The following is a 21,816-nucleotide window of genomic DNA, read 5'->3' as shown; positions in this document are numbered from 1 at the left end:
TTTCCTCGCACCGTCCTGCCGCCCGTTCCGACACGGCCCTTTGCAGCGCGGATTTGCAGAACCTGAGCTGGGATTCGTAGTTTGATCAAGGGCATTCTGGCCGCCGAGGAAGCGCTTGCTTCCCGGGTGGCACATACATTTCGGACATACCCGCGGCAGATCACGGCCGCCATTGCCGCCCTGCTGCTGTCAGCCGGCGGCGGCGCCTTCGCCGTCGCCTCGCTTGGGCCCGATGCGTCCGAGCTTCCCGTCCAGCAGGTGTTCGAGGCCGTCAAGCCGCTCGCCTTCGCCGACCAGGTGGAAGCGCTCGACACCCATGGCTTCACCCTCTTTCGCACCGAGATCACGCGTTCGAGCGACACCGCCGAGGCGCTGCTGCGTCGCCTGGGCATCGCTGACGATGCCGCGGCCGCCTTCGTGCGCGGCAATGCCGAGGCGCGCATGGCGCTGCTCGGCCGCGCCGGGCGCACCGTTACCGCCGAGGCCACGGAACACAACGCCCTGCAAAAGCTCAGCGCCCGCTGGATGCCCGATGGCGATGGCGGCTTCAAGCGCCTGGTCATCGAGAAGGTCGGCGGCAGCTTCAGCGCCCGCACCGAGGCCGACGCCCTGACCCCCGGCACCCGGCTGGCCAGCGGCATCGTCCGCAGCTCGCTGTTCGCCGCAACGGACGACGCCCGCATCCCCGATGCGGTGGCCAGCCAGCTGGCGGACATCTTCTCCGGCGACGTCGACTTCCGTGCGCTGCGCAAGGGCGATCGCTTCGCGGTGGTCTACGAGACCTTCGACGCGGATGGCCAGACGCTGCGCACCGGCCGCGTGCTGTCGGCAGAGTTCGAAAGCAACGGCAAGCTTCACCAGGCTTTGTGGTTCCAAGAGCCCGGCCAAAAAGGCGGGTACTACCGCCCCAGCGGCGACAGCCTGCGGCGCGCCTACCTGAACTTCCCGGTCGAGTTCACGCGCGTGTCGAGCGGCTTCGCGATGCGCATGCACCCGATCCTCAACAGCTGGCGCCAGCACAACGGCATCGACTACGCGGCGCCTACCGGCACCGCCGTGCGCACGGTCGGCGACGGCACGGTGGAGTTCGCGGGCACGCAGAACGGGTACGGGAACATCGTGATCGTGAACCACCGCAACAACCAGCAGACGGCCTATGCGCATCTCAGCCGCATCGACGTCAAGGCCGGCCAGACCGTGACGCAGGGCCAGACCCTGGGTGCCGTCGGTTCGACGGGCTGGGCCACCGGGCCGCACCTGCACTTCGAGTTCCGGATCAACGGCGAGTACCACGACCCGTCGACCATCGCCCAGCAGGACGGCGGGGCACCGATTTCGGCGGCCGCGCGCCCGGCCTTCGAGCGCTTGGCACTGGCCACGCGCACCGAGCTGGCGGCGGCCTTTTCCGTCGTCCAGGCCAGCGCCGACTAGGCGTGTCCGCATCGTTCCGGCATGGCTGAAGAACTCTTCATCGGCCTGATGTCCGGCACCTCGCTCGACGGCGTCGACGGCGTCCTGGCCGACTTCTCCGGCGAGCGCCTCGCGGTGCGTGCCCATGCGACCGCGACCTTCCCGGTCTCGCTGCGCGCTGAGCTGTTGGCGCTCAACACCCTCGGCGGCGACAACGAATTGCACCGCGCCGCACTGGCCGGCAACGGGCTCGCGCGGGTGTATGCGGGCGTGGTCGAGCAACTGCTTGCCGATACCGGCACTTCCGCCGCTGCCATCACCGCTATCGGCGCGCACGGGCAAACGGTGCGACACCGGCCCGGCGAGTTCGACGACGTCGGCTACACCTTGCAGATCAACAACCCCTCGCTGGTCGCGGAGCTCACCGGCATCTGCGTGGTCGCGGATTTCCGCAGCCGCGACCTCGCGGCCGGCGGCCAGGGCGCGCCCCTGGTCCCGGGCTTCCACCGGGCGCTGTTCGCCCGCGACGAACAGCCGGTGGCGGTGCTCAACATCGGCGGGATCTCCAACCTGAGCCTGCTGCCGGCCGGCAGCGGCACGGTGCTGGGCTTCGACTGCGGTCCCGGCAATGCGCTGCTCGACCACTGGTGCCAGAGCCACATCGGCCAGCCTTTCGACACCGGCGGCCGCTGGGCCGCCACCGGCCGCGTGCTGCCTGACCTGCTCTCGCGCTGCCTCGCCGACGCCTACTTCGCAAAGTCGCCGCCCAAGAGCACCGGCCGGGACCTGTTCAATCCAGACTGGCTGGCCGCGCGCCTCCTGGATGGCGCCGCCGCGCAGCCGGCCGACGTGCAAGCCACGCTGGCCGAGCTCACGGCCATGGTCTGCGCCACGGAGCTGCAACGCCACGGCGAGGGCATCCACCTGCTGATCGTCTGCGGCGGCGGCGCACTCAACGACCACCTGATGACGCGCCTGCGAGCCTTGCTGCCCGCCGTGCAGGTGCTCTCTTCCGCCGAGCGCGGCCTGCCGCCCCAGCAGGTCGAGGCCGCCGCTTTCGCCTGGCTGGCGCGCAGCACCATGCGCCGCGAGTCCGGCAATCTCGCGAGCGTCACGGGAGCGCGCGGGGCGCGCGTTCTGGGCGCGATCTACCCGGCCTGAACCGTCTCGCCCCCCGGCGCTGGCCCCGAGACTCGGCCACACAGGCCGCTGCCCGTGCATGCGAGGGCTGTGAGGCAGGTGCCAATGCGGCACTCAATAAAAAAGCCGCCCGGGGGCGGCTTTGGACGCGACGGTCGATGCGATCAGGCCGAGAAGCTGGAGCCGCAGCCGCAGGTGCTGGTGGCGTTGGGGTTCTTGATCACGAACTGGGCGCCTTGCAGGTCTTCCTTGTAGTCGATCTCGGCGCCGACCAGGTACTGGTAGCTCATGGCATCGATCAACAGGGACACGCCGTTCTTGGTCATGGTCGTGTCGTCTTCATTGACGATCTCGTCGAAGGTGAACCCGTACTGGAAGCCGGAGCAACCGCCGCCCTGCACGAAGACGCGCAGCTTGAGGTCGGGATTGCCCTCTTCGGCGATCAGGTCGGCCACCTTGGCGGCCGCGCTGTCCGTGAAGACGATCGGGTCGGGCATCTGGGTTTGAACGTTTTCGGCAACGGCACTCATGGAAGGGGAACTCCTGTGGAGAGGCCGAACGAAGCGGCCAACTGAAAGATGCTACTGCAATAACCAAAAAACCGCCCGAAGGCGGCTTTTTGACAGTTCGGGCAATAAGCCCAATCGGCGGACCGATCAGCGCTTCGAGAACTGCTTGCGGCGGCGTGCGGAATGCAGGCCGACCTTCTTGCGCTCCACTTCGCGGGCGTCGCGGGTCACAAAGCCGGCCTGGCTCAGCACCGGCTTGAGCGATGCGTCGTAATCGATCAGCGCGCGGGTGATGCCGTGGCGCGTCGCGCCGGCCTGGCCCGATTCGCCGCCGCCCGCCACGTTGACCATGATGTCGAAGCTCTCGACGTTGTCGGTCAGGTAAAGCGGTTGCTTGGCAATCATGATCGAGGTCTCGCGGCCGAAGAACTCAGTGATGTCCTTGCCGTTGACCGTGATCTTGCCGGAGCCTTTTTTCAGAAACACGCGGGCGACGCTGGATTTGCGACGGCCGGTGCCATTGTTCCATTCACCAATCATTCTCAAGGCTCCTTAGAGTTCCAGCACTTTGGGCTGTTGGGCGGTGTGCGGATGCTCTGCACCGCCGTACACCTTGAGTTTCTTGATCATGGCGTAGCCCAGCGGACCCTTGGGCAGCATGCCCTTGACGGCCTTTTCGAGGGCGCGCCCCGGATGCTTGGCTTGCATGTCGCGGAAGTTGGTGGCCGTGATGCCGCCCGGATAGCCCGAGTGGCGGTAGTACACCTTGTCAAGCGGCTTGGCGCCGGTGACGCGCAGCTGTGCTGCGTTGATGATGACGATGAAGTCACCGGTATCGACGTGAGGCGTGTAAATGGCCTTGTGTTTGCCGCGCAAACGGAGAGCAACTTCGCTGGCTACTCGTCCGAGGACCTTGTCGGTCGCGTCAATCACAAACCACTCGTGCTTCACGTCAGCGGGCTTGGCGCTGAACGTTTTGGTCATGAGCTTTCCTTGGAGGGAAATTGGTTTGGCGGGCCCTTTTCCACGGTCGGTGTTCCTCTGACGGGAATCTCTTAGGTGGGTGAAATACTCCGCCGCGGGGCCACTAAAACGCTGCGAAGCCCTCGATTATATGAAACAAGCGCGGCTGCAGGCAAATCCGCCCGCGGTCGCTGGCGCACACGCGGGCGAGATCGATTGCCACCTTTGATGGAACCTCCGGCCCCGCGGCGACCAGCCTGCTCCGGAGATGGGCGTGGGCTCGGGCGCCGGCTGCGCCACCGGAGGAACGCAGTCCGCCAATGGCGTTCGGCAACGCGGGGCGCAGCCCGTCGGAATCAACGGCACACCCGCGCATGCGCACATGCCCGAGAATCGCCAGTTGCTCCTCGCCTTCCTCGATCCCGCTGTGATTGCTTGTAACGGCGCGGGAGCCTCGCCCTCACACGTTCTTTTTCCAGGCACCATTTCTCATGTTCAGCTACCGCCACGCCTTCCATGCCGGCAACCACGCCGACGTGCTCAAGCACACGGTGCTGATCGCCACGCTCGAGCACCTGCTCGAGAAGGACGCGGCGCTCACCGTGGTCGACACCCACGCCGGCGCCGGGCTCTACCGGCTCGACGGCGACTATGCCGGCACCAGCGGCGAAGCGGCCCAAGGGGTGCTGCGGCTGGTCTCCGAGACCCAGCCCGGCACCGCCCAGCCGCCGCTCGCCGACGCTCTGGCGCGCTACCTCGCGGTAGTGCACGACTTCAATCCCAAGGGCGGCGCGCGCATCTATCCCGGCTCGCCCTTCATCGCGCAGCACTTGCTGCGCGACCACGACAAGCTCAAGCTGTTCGAGCTGCATCCGACCGACGCACGCACGCTGGACGCCAACATCGCCCAGCTGGAGGCCGGCCGCCGGATCACCGTGCTGCGCGAGGACGGCTTCGGCAGCGCCACCAAGTTCCTGCCGCCGCCGTCGCGCCGCGCGCTGGTGCTGTGCGACCCGAGCTACGAGATCAAGAGCGACTACACGCGCGTGCTCGACTTCACGGCCGAGGCGCTCAAGCGCTTCGCGACCGGCAGCTACGCGATCTGGCACCCGATCATTCCGCGGCCCGAAGCGCACGACCTTCCGCGCCGCCTCAAGACCCTGGCCGCCAAGGCGGGCAAGCCCTGGCTGCATGCGACGCTGACGGTCAAGTCGAGCAAGATCCTGACCGATGCGTCCGGCACCACGCACCGGCCCGGGCTGCCCGCGAGCGGCATGTTCCTGATCAACCCGCCCTACACCCTCAAGGCCCAGCTCGAGGCCGCCCTGCCGCAGATGGCGCAGCGCCTCGCGCAGGACCGCCACGCCGCCTTCTCGCTCGACAGCGGCGGCTGAGCGGTGATCTTCAGCGCCGCAGGCGCAGTGGCACCAAGCGGGTACGCCGGGGCGCCGGGTTGCCGGCGGGTTTCGCGACCTCGGCTTCCGGTGGCGGCGCGTCGATCGCTGCGGGGTCGATCGCCGTGTCGCCGCAGTGTGTCGTGTTCTTGTCCACGATCGACAGCGCCACCTGCTTGATCCCCAGCCCCAGCATGCCCAGCGCATCCGCCGCTGCGCGGCTGAGGTCGATGATGCGCCCGGCCGAATAGGGCCCGCGGTCGTTGATGCGCACCAGCACCTCGCGCCCATTCACCAGGCTGCGCACGCAAACGCGCGTGTTGAAGGGCAGCGTCTTGTGGGCGGCGGTCAGCGCCGTCATGTCGAAGCGCTCTCCGTTGGCGGTCTTGCGCTGATGGAACTGGATGCCGTACCAGGACGCGCCGCCACGCTCGAAGATCTCGCGCGGCCCCTCGTCGCCTGGCACGCCATCGTCTTCCGCCGTGCCCGACACCGCGAGGTCGTAGCGCACCGAGGGCACTTGCGAGCGCGCCGGTGCGCCGGGCGGCAGCGCGGGCTGGCGCGACAGCGGGCGCAGGCCGGTGCCGCTTTCCGTGGTCGCAGGAGGCGAAGCGGGCGGGGTGGTGCAGGCGGCAAGTGCGGCGGCGACCAGGACCAGAGCGACCCGTGTCGCGATCCAGCGCCCGCTCATCCTTCCCAGCCCAGCCGCTCCAGCAACGCGAGCGTCGCCACAGACTGGTTCATGGTGTAGAAATGCAGGGCCGGCGCGCCGCCGCTGGCCAGGCGCTCGCAGAGCTCGGTGACCACGTCGAGGCCGAAGGCCTTGATCGACGTCGTGTCGTCGCCGAAGCCCTGCAGCCGCAACCGGATCCAGCGCGGGATCTCGGCGCCGCAGGCGTCGGAGAAGCGCATCAGCTGGGTGGAACTGATGATCGGCATGACGCCGGGCACGATCGGCGTGTCGAGTCCCAGCCTTCGAGCTTCCTCCACGAAGCGGAAGTAGGCCTCGGGGCTGTAGAAGTACTGCGTGATGGCCGAGTCGGCGCCGGCGCGCACCTTCGCCGCGAAGGCTTGCAGGTCGGCCTCGGGCGAGCGTGCCTGCGGATGCACCTCGGGATAGCAGGCGACCTCGATGTGGAAGTCGCGGCCGCTCTCTTCGCGGATGAAGGCGACCAGGTCGCTCGCGTAATGGAACTCGCCGCCCATGCCGTAGCCGCTGGGCAGATCGCCGCGCAGGGCCACGAGCCGCTTGACGCCCATGGCCTTGAGTTCCTTCAGTTGTTCGCGCACCGTCGCGCGGGTCGCGCCGATGCAGGAGAAGTGGCAGGCGGCGTCGACGCCTTCTTCAAGGATCTGGCGCACGGTGCCGAACGTGCCCTCATGCGTGGAGCCACCGGCACCATAGGTCACCGAGCAGAACTCGGGCCGGCGCGAATAGAGCTGCTGGCGCACGGCGCGCAGCTTGGCCACGCCCTCGGGCGTCTTGGGCGGAAAGAACTCAAAGCTCAACGGAAGGCGCACGGCCGGCTCCTGGTGGGCCGCTCGCGAAAGCGGCATGGATGAAGAATTCGCGGTTGCCGTCGCCACCCGCGATGGGACTGTCGAACCAGCCCCGCACCTGCAGGCCGAGCGCCTCGCAGGCCGCACGCAGGCGCTGCTCGACCACTGGGTAGAGCGAGGCATCGCGCACGATGCCGCCCTTGCCGATCTGCGCCGGCTGCAATTCGAACTGAGGCTTGACCAGCATCAGAAGTTCGCCCGTCGGGGCGAGCAAAGGTAACAGAGCCGGCAATACCAGCGTGAGCGAGATGAAGGACAAGTCGCCGACGATCAGGCCGAACTGCGTGTCCGCCGGCGCGTCCGCTGCCCACGCCGAGGCATCGAGCGCCCGCGCATTGATGCCCTCGACCGCCGTGACGCGCGCATCGGCGCGCAGGCGCGGATGCAGCTGGCCATGCCCGACGTCGACGCCCACCACATGCGCAGCACCTTGCTGCAGCAGGCAATCGGTGAAGCCGCCGGTCGACTGGCCGACATCGAGACAGCGCCTGCCGCTCGCATCGATGCCGGCCGAGGCCAGCGCGCCTTCGAGCTTGAGGCCGCCGCGCGAGACATAGCGCGCCTCGGCCGCGTCGAGCAGTTCGAGCTCGGCGTCCTCGGGCAACTGCTCGCCGTTCTTGACCACCGTGCGCCAGCGCGCACCGTCGCGCCAGCGCAGGCCGGCCGCGATCAATCTCACGGCCTGCGAGCGCGAGGCAGCCAGGCCGCGTTCGACGAGCAACTGGTCAGCGCGCACGATGCGGCGCGGCTCCGCGCTCAGTAGCGGTAGGTGTCCGGCTTGTACGGACCGTTCTTGTCGACGCCGATGTAGGCGGCCTGCGCATCCGTCAGCACCGTGAGCTGGGCACCGAGCTTGGACAGCTGCAGGCGCGCGACCTTCTCGTCCAGGTGTTTCGGCAGCACGTAGACCTTGCCCGCCTGGTAGGCGTCGGGCTTGGTGAAGAGCTCGATCTGGGCGATGGTCTGGTTGGCGAAGGAGGAGCTCATCACGTAGCTCGGATGGCCCGTGCCGCAACCCAGGTTCACCAGCCGGCCCTTGGCCAGCAGGATGATGCGCTTGCCGTCGGGGAAGATCACGTGGTCGACCTGCGGCTTGATCTCTTCCCACTCGTACTGCTCGAGCGAGGCGACCTCGATCTCGTTGTCGAAATGGCCGATGTTGCAGACGATCGCCTGGTCCTTCATTGCGGCCATGTGGCCATGCGTGATGACGTCCTTGTTGCCGGTGGTGGTGACGAAGATGTCGGCCTTGTCGGCCGCGTAGTCCATGGTCACGACGCGGTAGCCTTCCATCGCGGCCTGCAGCGCGTTGATCGGGTCGATCTCGGTCACCCACACCTGGGCGCTCAGCGCGCGCAGGGCCTGGGCCGAGCCCTTGCCCACGTCGCCATAGCCCGCCACCAGCGCCACCTTGCCGGCGATCATCACGTCGGTGGCGCGCTTGATGCCGTCCACCAGCGACTCGCGGCAGCCGTAGAGGTTGTCGAACTTGCTCTTGGTGACCGAGTCGTTCACGTTGATCGCGCGGAACAGCAGCGTGCCCTTGGCGCTCATTTCGTTGAGGCGGTGCACGCCGGTGGTGGTCTCCTCGGTCACGCCGATGATCTCGGCCGACTTGCGCGTGTACCAGGTGGGATCGACGGCCAGCTTGGCCTTGATCGCGGCGTAGAGGATGCGCTCCTCGTCGCTGGTCGGGTTGGCCAGCACGCCCGGGTCTTTCTCGGCCTTCTGGCCGAGGTGCATCAGCAGCGTGGCGTCGCCGCCGTCGTCCAGGATCATGTTCGGGCCTTCGCCGGCGGCGCCCTTGGGGCCGAAGTCGAAGATGCGGTGCGTGTAGTCCCAGTAGTCCTCCAGCGATTCGCCCTTGATGGCGAACACCGGCGTGCCGCTGGCCGCGATGGCTGCGGCCGCGTGGTCCTGGGTCGAGAAGATGTTGCACGAGGCCCAGCGCACGGTGGCGCCCAGGGCCTGCAGGGTTTCGATCAGCACCGCGGTCTGGATGGTCATGTGCAGCGAGCCGGTGATGCGCGCGCCCTTCAGCGGCTGGGTCTTGGCGAACTCGTCGCGGATGGCCATCAGGCCGGGCATCTCGGTTTCGGCAATCCGGATTTCCTTGCGGCCCCAGGCGGCAAGGGACAGGTCGGCGATCGCCTGGTCGGCGGTGGGCTTGAGAACGGCGCTCATGTGGACTCCAAACAAGTTTGAATGATGCCGCTGCGGTCGGGGAAGAACTCACCGCGAGAACAGCGGTTGAGCGTGGTTGCGATAGGGTCCGAGCCTCACGCCTGGCGGCGCTGCAACGCTCCTCGGAAGCGGCGGATTTTACCCGAGCGACGCCCGGACGCCACCGGCATCGATAATTGCGGGTTCGGCCGGCATCAGCGGCCGCTTTCGATTCCTGCCTCCTCATGTCCTTCGCCTCCGAAACCCGCCGCCGCCGCACCTTCGCGATCATTTCCCACCCCGACGCCGGCAAGACCACGCTGACCGAGAAGCTGCTGCTCTTCTCCGGCGCGATCCAGATCGCCGGCTCGGTCAAGGCGCGCAAGGCCTCGCGCCATGCCACCTCCGACTGGATGGAGATCGAGAAGCAACGCGGCATCTCGGTGGCCAGCTCGGTGATGCAGATGGTCTACCGCGAGCACGTGATCAACCTGCTCGACACGCCCGGCCACAAGGACTTCTCCGAAGACACCTACCGCGTGCTGACTGCCGTCGACTCGGCCTTGATGGTGATCGACGCGGCCAACGGCGTCGAGGCGCAGACGCGGCGCCTGATCGAGGTCTGCCGCCAGCGCGACACGCCCATCATCACCTTCGTCAACAAGATGGACCGTGAGGTGCGCGAACCGCTCGACATCCTCGACGAGGTGGAGCGCGAACTCGGCATGCCTTGCGTGCCGATGACCTGGCCCGTGGGTCAGGGCAAGACCTTTCGCGGGATCATGAACCTGCGCACGCAGGCGATGACGGTGTTCGAATCGGGCAGCGAACGTCTGCCGCAGGACTTCGAAACTCTTGCCCTGAGCGAGCGCGACGCACTGGCCAGGCGCTTCGGCGCTGACTTCGACGGCGCCATGGAAAGCATGGAATTGGCCACCGGCGCTTCGCCCGCCTGGGACCGCGAGGCCTTTCTGGCCGGCAAGCAGACGCCCGTGTTCTTCGGTTCCGGCGTGAACAACTTCGGCGTGATGGAAGTGCTCGATGCGCTGGTCGACCTGGCGCCCTCGCCGCGCTCGCGCACCAGCACCGTCGTGGTCAACCGCCAGCCGGTGGTGAAGGAAATCCGGCCCGAGGACAAAGACTTCGCCGGCGTGGTGTTCAAGGTGCAGGCCAACATGGACGCCAACCACCGGGACCGCATCGCCTTCGTGCGCATGGCCTCGGGCAAGTACACGCCGGGCATGAAGCTCAAGGTGCAGCGCACGTCGAAGGAGCTGCGCCCCACCAGCGTCGTGACCTTCATGAGCCAGCGGCGCGAGGCGGTGGAAGAGGCCTATGCGGGCGACATCGTCGGCTTCACCACGCACGGCGGCGTACAGCTGGGCGACACCATCACCGACGGCGCGAGCCTGCAGTTCACCGGTCTGCCCTTCTTCGCGCCCGAGCTCTTCATGACCGTGATCCTGAAGAACCCGCTGCGCACCAAGCAGCTGCAGCAGGGCCTGGCCCAGCTCGGCGAGGAAGGTGCCATCCAGGTGTTTCGCCCCGAAGTGGGCGGCCCGATGCTGCTGGGTGCCGTCGGCCAGCTGCAGTTCGAAGTGGTGCAGCACCGCTTGAAGGCCGAATACGACGCCGACGTGCGGCTCGAGGGCTGCCAGTACACCGGCGCGCGATGGATCACGGCCGACACGCCGGCCGAGCTGCGCGAGTTCGTCAACGCCTACCCGGCGCGCATGGCCAAGGACGCGGCCGACACGCTGGCCTACCTGTGCACCTCGCCGTACGACGTGCGGCTGGCGCAGGAGCGCTTTCCGAAGATCCACTTCCATCCGCTGCGCGAGCACGCGGGCCTGGCGCTGCAGAACGCCGGTTGATCGGCCCGGCCCGTGCAGGGCAGTCCCTTCTCGATACCGTCCATGTCCACGCCGCCTGACTTGCCGCCCCCTCTGCTCTGCCTCGACCGCTGGAGCGCGGGGGCGCGCCGCGCGCTCATCGGCGTGTTCACCGACATCGACGACACGCTGACCACCGACGGCGCCATCACGCCCGATGCGCTCCAGGCCATGCACGAACTTCACGCCGCAGGGCTGAACCTGGTCGCCATCACCGGCCGGCCGGTCGGCTGGAGCGAGCCCTTCGCGCGCGTGTGGCCGGTCGATGCGATCGTGGCGGAGAACGGTGCCGTCGCGCTGGTGCGCACGGGGGCGGGCCGGGTCGAGAAGCGCTACCAGCAGGACGCCGCCACGCGTGCGCGCAACTTCGAGCGCATGCAGGCGGTGCTCGCGCGCATCGAGCGCGAGATCCCCGCGGCCCGGCGCGCCACCGATTCGGCCGGGCGCGAATGCGACATCGCCATCGACCACAGCGAGTTCACCCGGCTCGACGATGCAACCATCGCGCGGGTGGCTGGCCTGATGCGCAGCGAGGGCATGCACGCCACCGTCAGCAGCATCCACATCAACGGCTGGTACGGCGATCACAACAAGCTGGAAGGCGCACGCTGGATCGTGCGCGAACTCTGGGCCCGTTCGCTCGACCACGAGATGCAGCGCTGGGCCTACGTCGGCGACTCGACCAACGACGCGCTGATGTTCGAGCACTTCGCGCACAGTGTGGGCGTGGCCAACGTCCGCCGCTTCGAGGCCGCGCTGCAGCATCTGCCGCGCTACGTGGCGCCCAGCGAGCGCGGCGCGGGCTTCGCCGAAGTGGCGGCGGCCATCCTCCAGGCGCGCCGCGCCTGAGGCCCGCGGGCACCCTCATCTCGTTCATCGCGCGGTGACGCCCACCGGCGCGCGCAGCGCCAGCGTCGGGGAACGACGGCTCAGCCCAGCTGCGCGCGGGCCCAGCGCACGATGTCGGCCGCGCCCATGGCGCCGGCCTGACGCGCGATCTCGCGGCCGCCGCGGAACAAGGCCAAGGTCGGGATGCTTCGGATGTTGAAGCGCGCGCCCAGCGCCGGCACGGCCTCGGTGTCGACCTTTGCCAGCCGCACCTGCGGCTCGAGCTGCGCCGCGGCCTGCTCGAAGCCGGGCGCCATCTGCCGGCAGGGGCCGCACCAGGGCGCCCAGAAATCCACCAGCACCGGTATCTCGTTGCGGCCGATGTGGCGCTCGAAGGCCGCCTGGTCGAGCGCGGTCGAATGGCCGGTGAAGAGCGCGCGGTGGCAACTGCCGCAGTCGGGCGCGCTGCCCAGTTGCGCCTGGCGCACGCGGTTGGTGGTGTGGCAATGGGGGCAGACGACGTGCAACGATTCGTTCATGGGGGACTCCGGCGCGGTCATTCCCCCGGAACTGGGGCCGGGCGCGGCGAATGCAAGCCGGTCATGCCGCGCCACAATGCCGCACATGAAATGCACCATCCGCCCCATGCGCGAGGCCGAAGTCGCGCTCGCGATCGAATGGGCCGCGAACGAGGGCTGGAATCCCGGCCTGCACGATGCCGCCTGCTTCCACGCCGCCGACCCCGGGGGCTTCCTGCTCGCCGAATGCGGCGACGAGCCGGTGGGCTGCATCTCCGCCGTGTCCTACGCCGGCCGCTTCGGCTTCATCGGCCTGTACATCGTGCGGCCCGAATGGCGGGGGCGCGGCATCGGCCTTCGGCTATGGACCGCCGGCATGCGCCGACTGAAGGACCACGTGGTGGGCCTCGACGGCGTGCCCGCGCAGCAGGACAACTACCGCAGGAGCGGCTTTGCGCTGGCCTGGAACAACGCCCGCTTCGCCGGTCCGGCCGGCCGCGCGGCGCAGGCCCCGACCCCCTCGATCGTGCCGCTCGCCGGCGTTCCCTTCGAGTCACTGTGCGCCGACGACCGCCGCGTCTTCCCCGCGCCGCGCGACGCTTTCCTGCGCTGCTGGACCGCGATGCCCGACGCCACCGGCCGGGCGTGGGTCGCCGACGGAGCCGTCGCCGGCTGGGGGCTGATCCGGCGCTGTCGCGAGGGCCACAAGATCGGCCCGCTGGTCGCCGACACGCCCGAAATCGCGAGCGCCTTGTACGCCGCGTTGTGTGCCCAGGTGCCGGCCGGGGACACGGTGTACCTCGACGTGCCGCTGCCCAACGCCGCCGCCGCCGCGCTGACGCAGGCCCTCGGCCTGCAGTGCGTCTTCGAGACCGCGAGGATGTACGCCGGGCCGGCCCCGGCCTGCGAGCTGCAGCGGGTCTATGGCATCACGAGCTTCGAACTCGGATAGTCGCCCGGGCCCTCACTGCGGCTTGGCCAGCCCCAGCTTCTCGATGAGCGCCTTCTCGCGCGTGAAGGTCGCCTGCGCGAACTTCGTGTAGTCGGCCGAGCTCATGTAGTTGGGCAGCATGTCGTAGCGGCCCAGCGCCGCCACGTAGCTCGGCTCTTCCATCGCCTGCTTGAAGGCATCGTGCAGCTTCTTCACCACCTCAGGCGGCGTGCCCTTGGGTGCGCCGATGCCGAAGGGCGAGTTCTGCACGATGTCGTAGCCCAGCTCCTTCAGCGTCGGCGCGTCCGGGAACTTGGCCAGCCGCTTCTCGCCCCAGGTGTTGAGCACGCGCAGCTTGCCGGCCTCCACCTGCGGCGCGAAGCCGGTGCTGTCGGCCGCGGCCATGAGCTGGCCGCTGATCACCGCCAGCATCAGGTCGGCGCTGCCCTTGTAGGGCACGTGCTGCAGCTCGATGCCGGCCTTCTGCGCGATCAGCTCGGTGGTGAGGTGGGGGCTGGTCAGGTTGCCGGTCGAGCCATAGGTCAGCCGGCCTGGGTTGGCCTTGGCATAGGCCACGAAGTCCTGCCAGGTCTTGAACGGGCTGTTGGCCGGCACGACGATGCCGAAGGCATAGCCGGTGACGTTGATCACGTAGCTGATGTCCTTCACCGGGTCCCAGTTGATCTTGGTCGTGTAGGGCAGGCGGAACACGCCCAGCGGGATCTGGGCGATGGTGTAGCCGTCGGCGGGTGCGGTTTGCAGGGCCTGCGCGGGCAGCGTGCCGCCGGCACCGGGCTTGTTCTCCACCACGACCGGCTGGCCGATGATCTTCGAGGCGTTGTCGGCCAGTTGCCGCATCGTGATGTCGGTCGGCCCACCGGCCGGGAAAGCGATCACCAGCTTGATCGGCTTGGCGGGAAACGTCTGGGCATGGGCAGCGACGGCCGCGAGGCCGAGGGCGGCGCACAGGAAGGATCGGCGAAACATGAGAGGGCTCCAGGACTGCGAAAGGCCGCCATTTGGCCGCGCGGCGGCAATCCCGGCAATCGGGGCTGACCCCCGGCCTGTCGCGGGAGCGTCAGGGGCGTTGCAGAAGTGATCAGGCCTCGCGCCGCATCGGCACCGGCGTCGCCGTGACCGGCAGCTGCACCACCTCGTGCCGGCCGGCTCCGCGCGCCAGCACCGGCGCCAGCGCGACGCCGGTGTGCGTGCGCAGGCGCACCACCTCTTCCGGCGGCGCGGACGCCACCACGCGGCCGCCGCCGTCGCCGCCCTCGGGGCCGAGGTCGATCAGCCAGTCGGCCTCGGCGATGACGTCGAGGTCGTGCTCGATCACCACCACGCTGTGCCCGCCGTTCACCAGCCGGTGCAGCACGTGGATCAGCTTTTCGACATCGGCCATGTGCAGGCCCACCGTCGGCTCGTCGAGCACGTAGAGCGTGTGCGGCGATTTGTTGCCGCGCCGCGTGACGTCGTCGCGCACCTTGCTGAGCTCGGTCACCAGCTTGATGCGCTGCGCCTCGCCGCCCGAGAGCGTCGGCGAGGGCTGGCCCAATGTGAGGTAGCCCAGTCCCACGTCCTTGAGCAGCTGCAGCGGATGGCTGATGTGGGGCATGGAGGCGAAGAACTCGACGGCCTCGTCCACCTCCATCTGCAGCACGTCGCCGATGCTCTTGCCGCGCCAGCTCACGGCCAGCGTCTCGGGATTGAAGCGCGCGCCATGGCAGACCTCGCAAGGGACCTTGACGTCGGGCAGGAAGCTCATCTCGATGGTCCGCACGCCGGCGCCCTCGCAGCCGGGGCAGCGGCCCTCGCCGGTGTTGAAGCTGAAGCGGCCCGGACCATAGCCGCGTGCCTTGGCCTCCAGCGTGTCGGCGAAGAGCTTGCGGATGGTGTCCCAGAAGCCGATGTAGGTGGCGGGGCAGCTGCGCGGGGTCTTGCCGATGGGCGTCTGATCGACTTCGAGCACCCGGTCGATGGGCTCGTAGCCGTCGACGGCGGCGCAGCCGGTCCATGCGGGGCGCTTGCCCGCGGCGTCGGCGTCGCGGCCGGCCTTGGTCATGCGCTGCGCGACGATGGCATGGACGTTGGCGAGCAGCACGTCGCGCGCGAGGGTGGACTTGCCGGAGCCGCTGACGCCGGTGACCGCGACCAGGCGGTTGAGCGGCAGGGTCACCGTGACCTGCTGCAGGTTGTGCAGGTTCGCGCCGCGCACGGTCAGCCAGCGCAGCGCTCCCTCCGCCTCCGGGGAAGGGTTGGCGTGGGGGCGCGCGGCGGCCTTGTTGCGCTGCGGCTTTGGAGGCGCCGTGGCCACGGCCCCGGTCTCCGCGGGGGCGGGAGGCAGGAAGACAGCCCGCCTGGGCTGAAGAGGATGTCGAATGGCATCGCGCAGGTAACGCCCGGTCTGCGAATCGCTCGCGCGCTCCAGATCGGCCACGCTGCCCTCGGCCACCAGCCGCCCGCCGCGCTTGCCCGCGCTCGGGCCGATGTCGATGATGTGATCGGCGCGGCGGATGGTGTCCTCGTCGTGCTCCACCACCACCAGCGTGTTGCCCTTCTCGCCCAGCTTGTGCAGCGCGTCCAGCAGGATCTGGTTGTCGCGCGCGTGCAGGCCGATGGTGGGTTCGTCCAGCACGTAGCACACGCCCTGCAGGTTGCTGCCCAGCTGCGCCGCCAGACGGATGCGCTGCGCCTCGCCGCCCGAGAGCGTCGGGGCGCCGCGGTCCAGGGTGAGGTAGCCGAGGCCGACCTCCTCGAGGAACTCGAGGCGGCTGCGGATCTCGGGGACCAGGTCGCGCGCGATCTCGGCTTGCCGGCCGGTGAGCGCGATGTGGTCGAACCAGATGCGAATGTCGGTGACGCTCATGCGGGCGAGTTGCGTGATGGCGATGCCGCCCTCGCCCCAGCCCTTTCCTGCGGGGGGGAGAGGGAGCAGATCAGGGTCCGTCGCGGTGGCGGGGGACTCGTGTGAGGGCAGATCGGCGTCCGCCGCCGGGCCGGCATCCGCCCCGAGGATCGGCTTTCCCTCCTCTGCGGGCAACGGGCCGGGGCGAGCGATGTCGCCGCCGAACACCACCGCCCGCGCCGTGGGATTCAGCCGCGTGCCCTGGCAGGCCGGGCACGCCACATCGCCCACGTCCTCCACCTCGGGCTCCGCGAAGGTCTGCTCCCTGCCGCGGTTGTCCTCCGCCATCGTCGAATCGTCGTAGACCTTGCGCTGCTCCTTCGTGAGCTTGACGCCGGTGCCCACGCAGTCCGGGCACCAGCCGTGCTTGCTGTTGTACGAGAACAGCCGCGGGTCCAGCTCGGCATAGCTGGTGCTGCATACCGGGCAGGCGCGCAGCGTCGAGAACACCTGCACGCGGCCGATGCCCACGGTGGGCGCCGCCGCCATCATGGCGCCGCGCAGGCCGGTGAGCTCGCTCAGCACGTGCACCACGCCCTTGCCGTGTTCCAGCGCGCGGGCCAGCGCCTCGCGCAGCTCGGCCTCCTTCGCCGGCTCCACGTCGAGGCTGGCCACCGGCAGCTCGATGCTGTGTTCCTTGAAGCGATCGAGACGCGGGAAGCCGGTGGTCGGCAGGAACTCGCCATCGACCCGCAGGTGCGTGAAGCCACGTGGCCGCGCCCAGTCGGCCAGCTCGGTATAGACGCCCTTGCGGTTGCTCACCAGCGGCGCCAGCAGGCCGATGTGCTGGCCCCTGAAATTCTTCAGCAGCTGCGCCGCGATGCTGTCGGGCGTCTGCGGCTGCACCGCCGCGCCGTCGTGGATGCAATGCTGGATGCCCAGCTTGACGTAGAGCAGGCGCAGGAAGTGCCAGACCTCGGTGGTGGTGCCCACCGTGCTCTTGCGACCGCCGCGCGACAGCCGCTGCTCGATCGCGACCGTGGGCGGGATGCCATAGACCGCGTCCACCTCCGGCCGCCCCGCCGGCTGCACGATGCTGCGTGCGTAGGCGTTGAGCGATTCGAGGTAGCGACGCTGTCCCTCGTTGAACAGGATGTCGAAGGCCAGCGTGGACTTGCCCGAACCGCTGACGCCGGTCACCACGCTGAACTTGCCGCGCGGGATGTCGACCGACAGGTTCTTGAGGTTGTGCTCGCGCGCATGAACGATCTGGATCGCATCGCGGCCGACCTGCTGCTGCGTGCGTGCCGCGTACGAGCGCGCGGCGCGCTCCGCGAGCTTGTAGGCGCCGGGGCCGATGGCGCGCTCGTAGTCGATCAGGGCGGCCCCGGTCAGCGAGGCGCGGTTCTCGCGCACCTGCTCGGGCGTGCCCACGGCCACCACCTGCCCCCCGCCCTCGCCGCCTTCGGGGCCGAGGTCGATCAGCCAGTCGCTGGCGCGGATCACGTCGAGGTTGTGCTCGATCACCACCAGCGAGTGGCCGGCATCGAGCAGCTTGCGCAGCGCGCGCATGAGGCGCGCGATGTCGTCGAAGTGCAGGCCGGTGGTCGGCTCGTCGAACAGGAACAGCGTGCCCTTGCGCGCCAGCGGCTGCTTGCTGGCGCTGGCGTTCTTCGCCGCCTCGGCCAGGAAGCCTGCGAGCTTGAGGCGCTGCGCCTCGCCGCCCGACAAGGTCGGCACGGGCTGGCCCAGCTTCACGTAGTCCAGGCCGACATCGACGATGGGCTGCAGCGCACGCAGCACCTCGCGGTCGCCCGCGAACAGCGCCGCGGCCTCGGCCACCGTGAGTTCGAGGATGCCGGCGACGTTGTGGCTGCGGCCGCCGCGCTCGATCTTCACTTCCAGGATTTCGGGACGATAGCGCTTGCCGTCGCAGTCGGGGCAGCGCAGGTAGACGTCGGAGAGAAACTGCATCTCCACGTGCTCGAAGCCCGAGCCGCCGCAGGTCGGGCAACGCCCGTCGCCGCTGTTGAAGCTGAACTTCGACGCGGTGTAGCCACGCTGCCGCGACAGCGTCGCGGTGGCGAAGATCTCGCGGATGGCGTCCCAGGCGCCCACGTAGCTCGCGGGGTTGGAGCGCGCCGTCTTGCCGATCGGCGACTGGTCGACGAACACGACCTCGCTCAGATGATCGGCGCCCAGCATCCGGTCGTGCGCGCCGGGGGTCTCGGTGGCCTTGCCGAAATGGCGCATCAGCGCGGGGGCCAGCACGTCCTGGATCAGCGTCGACTTGCCCGAGCCGCTGACACCGGTGACGCAGACCAGCCGCGCGAGCGGGAACTCGACGGTGATGTCGCGCAGGTTGTGCTCGCGCACGCCTTCGAGGATGAGCCGCGGCGTGTTGTCGCTCACCATGCGCTTGAAGCCCATCCCGATCTGCTTGCGCCCGCCCAGGTACTGGCCGGTCAGCGTGTCGGCGTGGCGCAGCTCGGCGGTGCTGCCATCGAACACGATCTGCCCGCCGCGCGCGCCAGGCCCGGGGCCCATGTCGATCACACGGTCGGCCGCCAGCATCACGGCCGGGTCGTGCTCCACCACCACCAGCGTGTTGCCGGCGTCGCGCAGGCGCAGCATGGCCTCGGTGATGCGGTTCATGTCGCGCGGATGCAGGCCGATGCTGGGCTCGTCGAGCACGAACAGCGTGTTGACCAGCGAGGTGCCGAGCGCCGTCGTGAGGTTGATGCGCTGCACCTCGCCGCCGCTCAGGGTGCGGCTCTGGCGGTCGAGCGTGAGATAGCCGATGCCCACGTCGTGGAGATAGCGCAGGCGGGTGGTGATCTCATCGAAGAGAAGCTTGAGCGCCTGGGTCTCGCCATCGCCCCGGGCTTCTCCAGGCGGGAGCGGGCGCACATCCCCTGCGCCCGGCTGTGGCCCCCCGCTCCCGCTGGCGGGAAAGGGTTGGGGCGAAGGCTGCTGCCCATCGAAGAACTGCCTCAATCTTTCGATCGGCAACATCATCAAGTCATGCAGGCACAGCCCCGGCAGCGCCTCCAGCTGCTCGCGCGACCACTTCACGCCTACCGGCATGAAGCGCTTCGACGGTGCCAGCACCGCATCCGCGTCCTGCTTGCTTCCGATGCGCCACAGCAGACTCTCCAGCTTGAGCCGCGCTCCCCCGCAGGCCGGGCAGGGCGTGTAACTGCGGTACTTCGACAAGAGCACGCGGATGTGCATCTTGTAGGCCTTGCTCTCCAGGTAGCCGAAGAAGCGGCGCACGCCATACCACTGCTGGTTCCACTTGCCGTTCCAGTGCGGCGAGCCCTCGATCACCCAGGCTTGCTGCTCGGCGGTGAGCTTGTTCCAGGGCGTGTCGCGCGGAATGCCTGCCGCTTCGGCATGGCGCATCAGGTCGTCCTGCGCTTCCTTCCAGGCCGGCGTCTGGATGGTCTTGATGGCGCCGGCGCGCAGCGTGAGCCTGTCGTTGGGGATCACCAGACCGAGATCGACGCCGATCACTCGGCCGAACCCGCGGCAGGTCTCGCAGGCGCCCACCGCCGAGTTGAAGGAGAACATCGAGGGGATCGGGTCCCCGTAGCGGATGTCGGTGTCGGGGCAATGCAGGCCGGTCGAGAATTTCCAGGCTTCCGGCTCGCCGCCCTCTTCGGAAGGCAACGCATGCACGGTGAGCCGCCCGCTGCCGCGCTTCAGGGCCACCTCGATTGCCTCGATCACCCGCACGCGCTCGGTGTTCGCGATGCGGAAGCGGTCGGCCACCACGTCCAGCACCTTGCGCGGCCCGGTGGGCGTGGCGACCTCGCGCTCGCCCTGCACCCGCGTGAAGCCGCTGGCCGACAACCATTGCTGCACCTCGTCGGCGCTGGTGCCGGCCGGCAGCTCGACCGGGAAGGTCAGCACCAGCCGCAGATCGCCCGCCGAGGCGGCACGAGACATCAGCTCGGCATAGATGGAGTCCGGGGAATCGTGCCGCACCGGCAGCGCCGTCTCGCGGTCGAAGAGCTGGGCGGCGCGCGCGTACAGCAGCTTCAGGTGGTCGTTGAGCTCGGTCATCGTGCCGACGGTCGAGCGCGAGGAGCGCACCGGGTTGGTCTGGTCGATGGCGATGGCGGGCGGTACGCCTTCCACCTTGTCGACGGCCGGCTTGTCCATGCGATCGAGGAACTGCCGCGCATAGGCCGAGAAGGTTTCGACATAGCGCCGCTGGCCTTCGGCATAGAGCGTGTCGAACACGAGGCTCGACTTGCCCGAACCGCTCGGGCCGGTGACCACGGTCATCTCGCCGGTGCGGATGTCGAGGTCGAGATTCTGGAGATTGTGCTGACGTGCACCGCGTATCCGGATGAAGCCCTGTGTCATGCGTGCCTTGGGGTGGGGCAGACATTCTAGAAACCGGCGGCCGACAACGTGCAAAGGTTCACATGGCCGGCCGTTCGGCAGGGGTTTACCTGGAGAAAACCGGATGCCGGACGTGACTCAATCAGCGGCACCTTCGCCCCTATTGATCGTACTCAGGAGAAATTCTCATGCACATGCGCGCGCTCTGCGTGGCCGCCCTGTTGGCACTGGCCAGCGTCCATGCCGCCGCCCAGGTCCTGGTCGGGCAGACCGCCGGCATCACCGGCTCGGCCGCAACCGGCGTCAACGAAACCATCTTCGGTGCGCAGTTGGCGATCGATGCGGCCAACGCGCAGGGCGGGGTCCACGGCGAGAAGATCGAGATGCTGCGCTTGGACGACGGCTTCGACGTCAAGCGCGCCGGCGAGAACGCACGCGTGCTGATCGAGGACAAGAAGGTGGTGGCGCTCTTCATGAGCCGCGGCACGCCGCACTCGCAGGCCATCATCCCGTGGCTCGACAAATACGGCGTGGCGCTCATCGGCCCTTCCACCGGCGCCATGGTGCTGCACCGGCCGTTGCAAAAGCATGTGTTCAACGTGCGCTCCACCTACCAGCGCGAGGCCGAGAAGGCCGTGGCCCACCTGCTGACCATCGGCCTCGAGCGGATCGCGGTGGTGCATGTGTCCGACTCCTTCGGCAAGGACGGCCTGGAAGGGGCGATGACCGGCTTCGGCAAGGCCAGGGTCAAGCCGGCGCTGGTGGTGCCGACCGACCGCGACAAGCCCGACTACGCGGCCATCGTGCCGCAGCTCGCGGCCGCGCGGGTCCAGGCCGTGGTGTGGATCGCCTCCAGCACTGCCGTGGCCGACGGCGTCAAGGCGCTGCGCGCGGCGGGTTCGTCGGCCCAGGTGGTCACGCTGTCCAACAACGCGTCCTCGGGCTTCATCAAGCAGCTGGGCGATCAGAGCCGCGGCGTGATCGTGGCGCAGGTCTTTCCGAGCGAGCGTTCGATCGGCCATCCGATGGTCAAGGAGGCATTGGCGCTGGCGCGCGCCAAGGGCCAGCAGGCGCTGTCGCCGGCCGCGCTCGAAGGCTACGCCTCGGCCAAGGTCCTGGTCGAGGCCCTGCGCCGCGCCGGCCCGAAGCCGACGCGGGCCCGGGTGCTGGCGGCGCTGGAAGGCCTGCGCAACTTCGATCTCGGCGGCGGGCTGGAGGTGAATTACTCGCCGCAGGACCACTCGGGCATCGATTTCGCCGACCTTTCGATCATCAGCGACGGGATGTTCAAACGCTGAGGCCTCGCGCCG

The 21,816-nt window shown here is 68.8% G+C and carries 17 protein-coding genes and 1 riboswitch; of the genes, 7 read left to right on the top strand and 10 right to left on the bottom strand.

Annotation, left to right across the window (positions count from 1 at the left end; genetic code table 11):
* The first annotated feature begins 81 nt into the window (after positions 1 to 81).
* Positions 82 to 1,431 carry a peptidoglycan DD-metalloendopeptidase family protein gene (locus J2739_RS22700; protein ID WP_309905869.1) on the top strand — a complete coding sequence of 450 codons (1,350 nt, stop codon included), beginning with the start codon at positions 82 to 84 and terminating at the stop codon, positions 1,429 to 1,431.
* 21 nt (positions 1,432 to 1,452) lie between these two features.
* The gene (locus J2739_RS22695) at positions 1,453 to 2,571 is read left to right on the top strand and encodes an anhydro-N-acetylmuramic acid kinase (protein WP_309905868.1); all 1,119 of its coding nucleotides are present in this window, start codon (positions 1,453 to 1,455) and stop codon (positions 2,569 to 2,571) included.
* Positions 2,572 to 2,714: 143 nt separating this feature from the next.
* On the opposite strand, the gene erpA is transcribed toward J2739_RS22695, so the two are convergent.
* From erpA to rplM, 3 genes are all read right to left on the bottom strand, one after another.
* Complete coding sequence (erpA, locus tag J2739_RS22690; RefSeq protein WP_106557718.1) at positions 2,715 to 3,080, bottom strand: iron-sulfur cluster insertion protein ErpA; 366 nt, start codon at positions 3,078 to 3,080, stop codon at positions 2,715 to 2,717.
* Between the two features lie 126 nt (positions 3,081 to 3,206).
* Positions 3,207 to 3,599 carry a 30S ribosomal protein S9 gene (gene rpsI / locus J2739_RS22685; RefSeq protein ID WP_309905866.1) on the bottom strand — a complete coding sequence of 131 codons (393 nt, stop codon included), beginning with the start codon at positions 3,597 to 3,599 and terminating at the stop codon, positions 3,207 to 3,209.
* A 12-nt stretch (positions 3,600 to 3,611) separates the two neighbouring features.
* Entirely contained in the window at positions 3,612 to 4,043 is a 432-nt protein-coding gene (gene rplM, locus J2739_RS22680) for a 50S ribosomal protein L13 (RefSeq protein WP_309905864.1), read from the bottom strand.
* A 470-nt stretch (positions 4,044 to 4,513) separates the two neighbouring features.
* Here rplM and J2739_RS22675 point away from each other — a divergent pair, with 470 nt between their 5' ends.
* On the top strand, positions 4,514 to 5,416 hold the full coding sequence (locus J2739_RS22675; RefSeq protein WP_309905862.1) for a 23S rRNA (adenine(2030)-N(6))-methyltransferase RlmJ: 903 nt from the start codon (positions 4,514 to 4,516) through the stop codon (positions 5,414 to 5,416).
* Between the two features lie 10 nt (positions 5,417 to 5,426).
* Here the strand turns inward: J2739_RS22675 and J2739_RS22670 are convergent, their stop codons facing one another.
* Genes J2739_RS22670 through ahcY form a run of 4 tightly spaced genes read right to left on the bottom strand, consistent with a single transcriptional unit; the run spans position 5,427 to position 9,160 of the window.
* Positions 5,427 to 6,107 carry a septal ring lytic transglycosylase RlpA family protein gene (locus J2739_RS22670; protein ID WP_309905859.1) on the bottom strand — a complete coding sequence of 227 codons (681 nt, stop codon included), beginning with the start codon at positions 6,105 to 6,107 and terminating at the stop codon, positions 5,427 to 5,429.
* Positions 6,104 to 6,937 (bottom strand): methylenetetrahydrofolate reductase [NAD(P)H], encoded by an 834-nt coding sequence (gene metF, locus J2739_RS22665; protein WP_309905857.1) that lies wholly within the window; start codon positions 6,935 to 6,937, stop codon positions 6,104 to 6,106. Before metF ends, J2739_RS22670 begins: the two co-directional genes overlap by 4 nt.
* Entirely contained in the window at positions 6,915 to 7,712 is a 798-nt protein-coding gene (locus J2739_RS22660; RefSeq protein ID WP_309905855.1) for a TlyA family RNA methyltransferase, read from the bottom strand. Before J2739_RS22660 ends, metF begins: the two co-directional genes overlap by 23 nt.
* Positions 7,713 to 7,732: 20 nt before the next feature.
* Complete coding sequence (ahcY, locus tag J2739_RS22655) at positions 7,733 to 9,160, bottom strand: adenosylhomocysteinase (RefSeq protein ID WP_309905853.1); 1,428 nt, start codon at positions 9,158 to 9,160, stop codon at positions 7,733 to 7,735.
* Positions 9,161 to 9,221: 61 nt separating this feature from the next.
* A riboswitch (S-adenosyl-L-homocysteine riboswitch) is annotated at positions 9,222 to 9,289 on the bottom strand.
* Between the two features lie 95 nt (positions 9,290 to 9,384).
* Here ahcY and J2739_RS22650 point away from each other — a divergent pair.
* Positions 9,385 to 11,013 (top strand): peptide chain release factor 3, encoded by a 1,629-nt coding sequence (locus J2739_RS22650; protein WP_309905851.1) that lies wholly within the window; start codon positions 9,385 to 9,387, stop codon positions 11,011 to 11,013.
* A 42-nt stretch (positions 11,014 to 11,055) separates the two neighbouring features.
* Positions 11,056 to 11,880 (top strand): HAD-IIB family hydrolase, encoded by an 825-nt coding sequence (locus tag J2739_RS22645; protein WP_405053932.1) that lies wholly within the window; start codon positions 11,056 to 11,058, stop codon positions 11,878 to 11,880.
* An 80-nt stretch (positions 11,881 to 11,960) separates the two neighbouring features.
* Here the strand turns inward: J2739_RS22645 and trxC are convergent, their stop codons facing one another.
* Positions 11,961 to 12,398: a thioredoxin TrxC gene (gene trxC / locus J2739_RS22640; protein WP_309905848.1), complete on the bottom strand. Its 438-nt coding sequence runs from the start codon at positions 12,396 to 12,398 to the stop codon at positions 11,961 to 11,963.
* Positions 12,399 to 12,483: 85 nt separating this feature from the next.
* Between trxC and J2739_RS22635 the strand changes: the two genes are divergently transcribed.
* On the top strand, positions 12,484 to 13,329 hold the full coding sequence (locus tag J2739_RS22635; protein WP_309905847.1) for a GNAT family N-acetyltransferase: 846 nt from the start codon (positions 12,484 to 12,486) through the stop codon (positions 13,327 to 13,329).
* A 12-nt stretch (positions 13,330 to 13,341) separates the two neighbouring features.
* Here J2739_RS22635 and J2739_RS22630 read toward each other — a convergent pair whose 3' ends face one another.
* The gene (locus tag J2739_RS22630; RefSeq protein WP_309905845.1) at positions 13,342 to 14,295 is read right to left on the bottom strand and encodes a tripartite tricarboxylate transporter substrate binding protein; all 954 of its coding nucleotides are present in this window, start codon (positions 14,293 to 14,295) and stop codon (positions 13,342 to 13,344) included.
* A gap of 112 nt (positions 14,296 to 14,407) precedes the next feature.
* Positions 14,408 to 20,527, bottom strand: coding sequence for an excinuclease ABC subunit UvrA (uvrA, locus tag J2739_RS22625; protein ID WP_309905843.1), 6,120 nt, complete (start codon positions 20,525 to 20,527; stop codon positions 14,408 to 14,410).
* Between the two features lie 167 nt (positions 20,528 to 20,694).
* On the opposite strand from uvrA, the gene J2739_RS22620 reads away from it, so the two are divergent.
* Positions 20,695 to 21,804: an ABC transporter substrate-binding protein gene (locus J2739_RS22620; protein WP_309905841.1), complete on the top strand. Its 1,110-nt coding sequence runs from the start codon at positions 20,695 to 20,697 to the stop codon at positions 21,802 to 21,804.
* Positions 21,805 to 21,816 lie beyond the last annotated feature (12 nt).

The organism is Variovorax soli (genome assembly GCF_031454625.1).
Taxonomy (GTDB): domain Bacteria; phylum Pseudomonadota; class Gammaproteobacteria; order Burkholderiales; family Burkholderiaceae_C; genus Variovorax; species Variovorax soli_A.
Note: the sequence above shows the minus strand (reverse complement) of the source record. Positions and strands in the feature narration are given on the sequence as shown.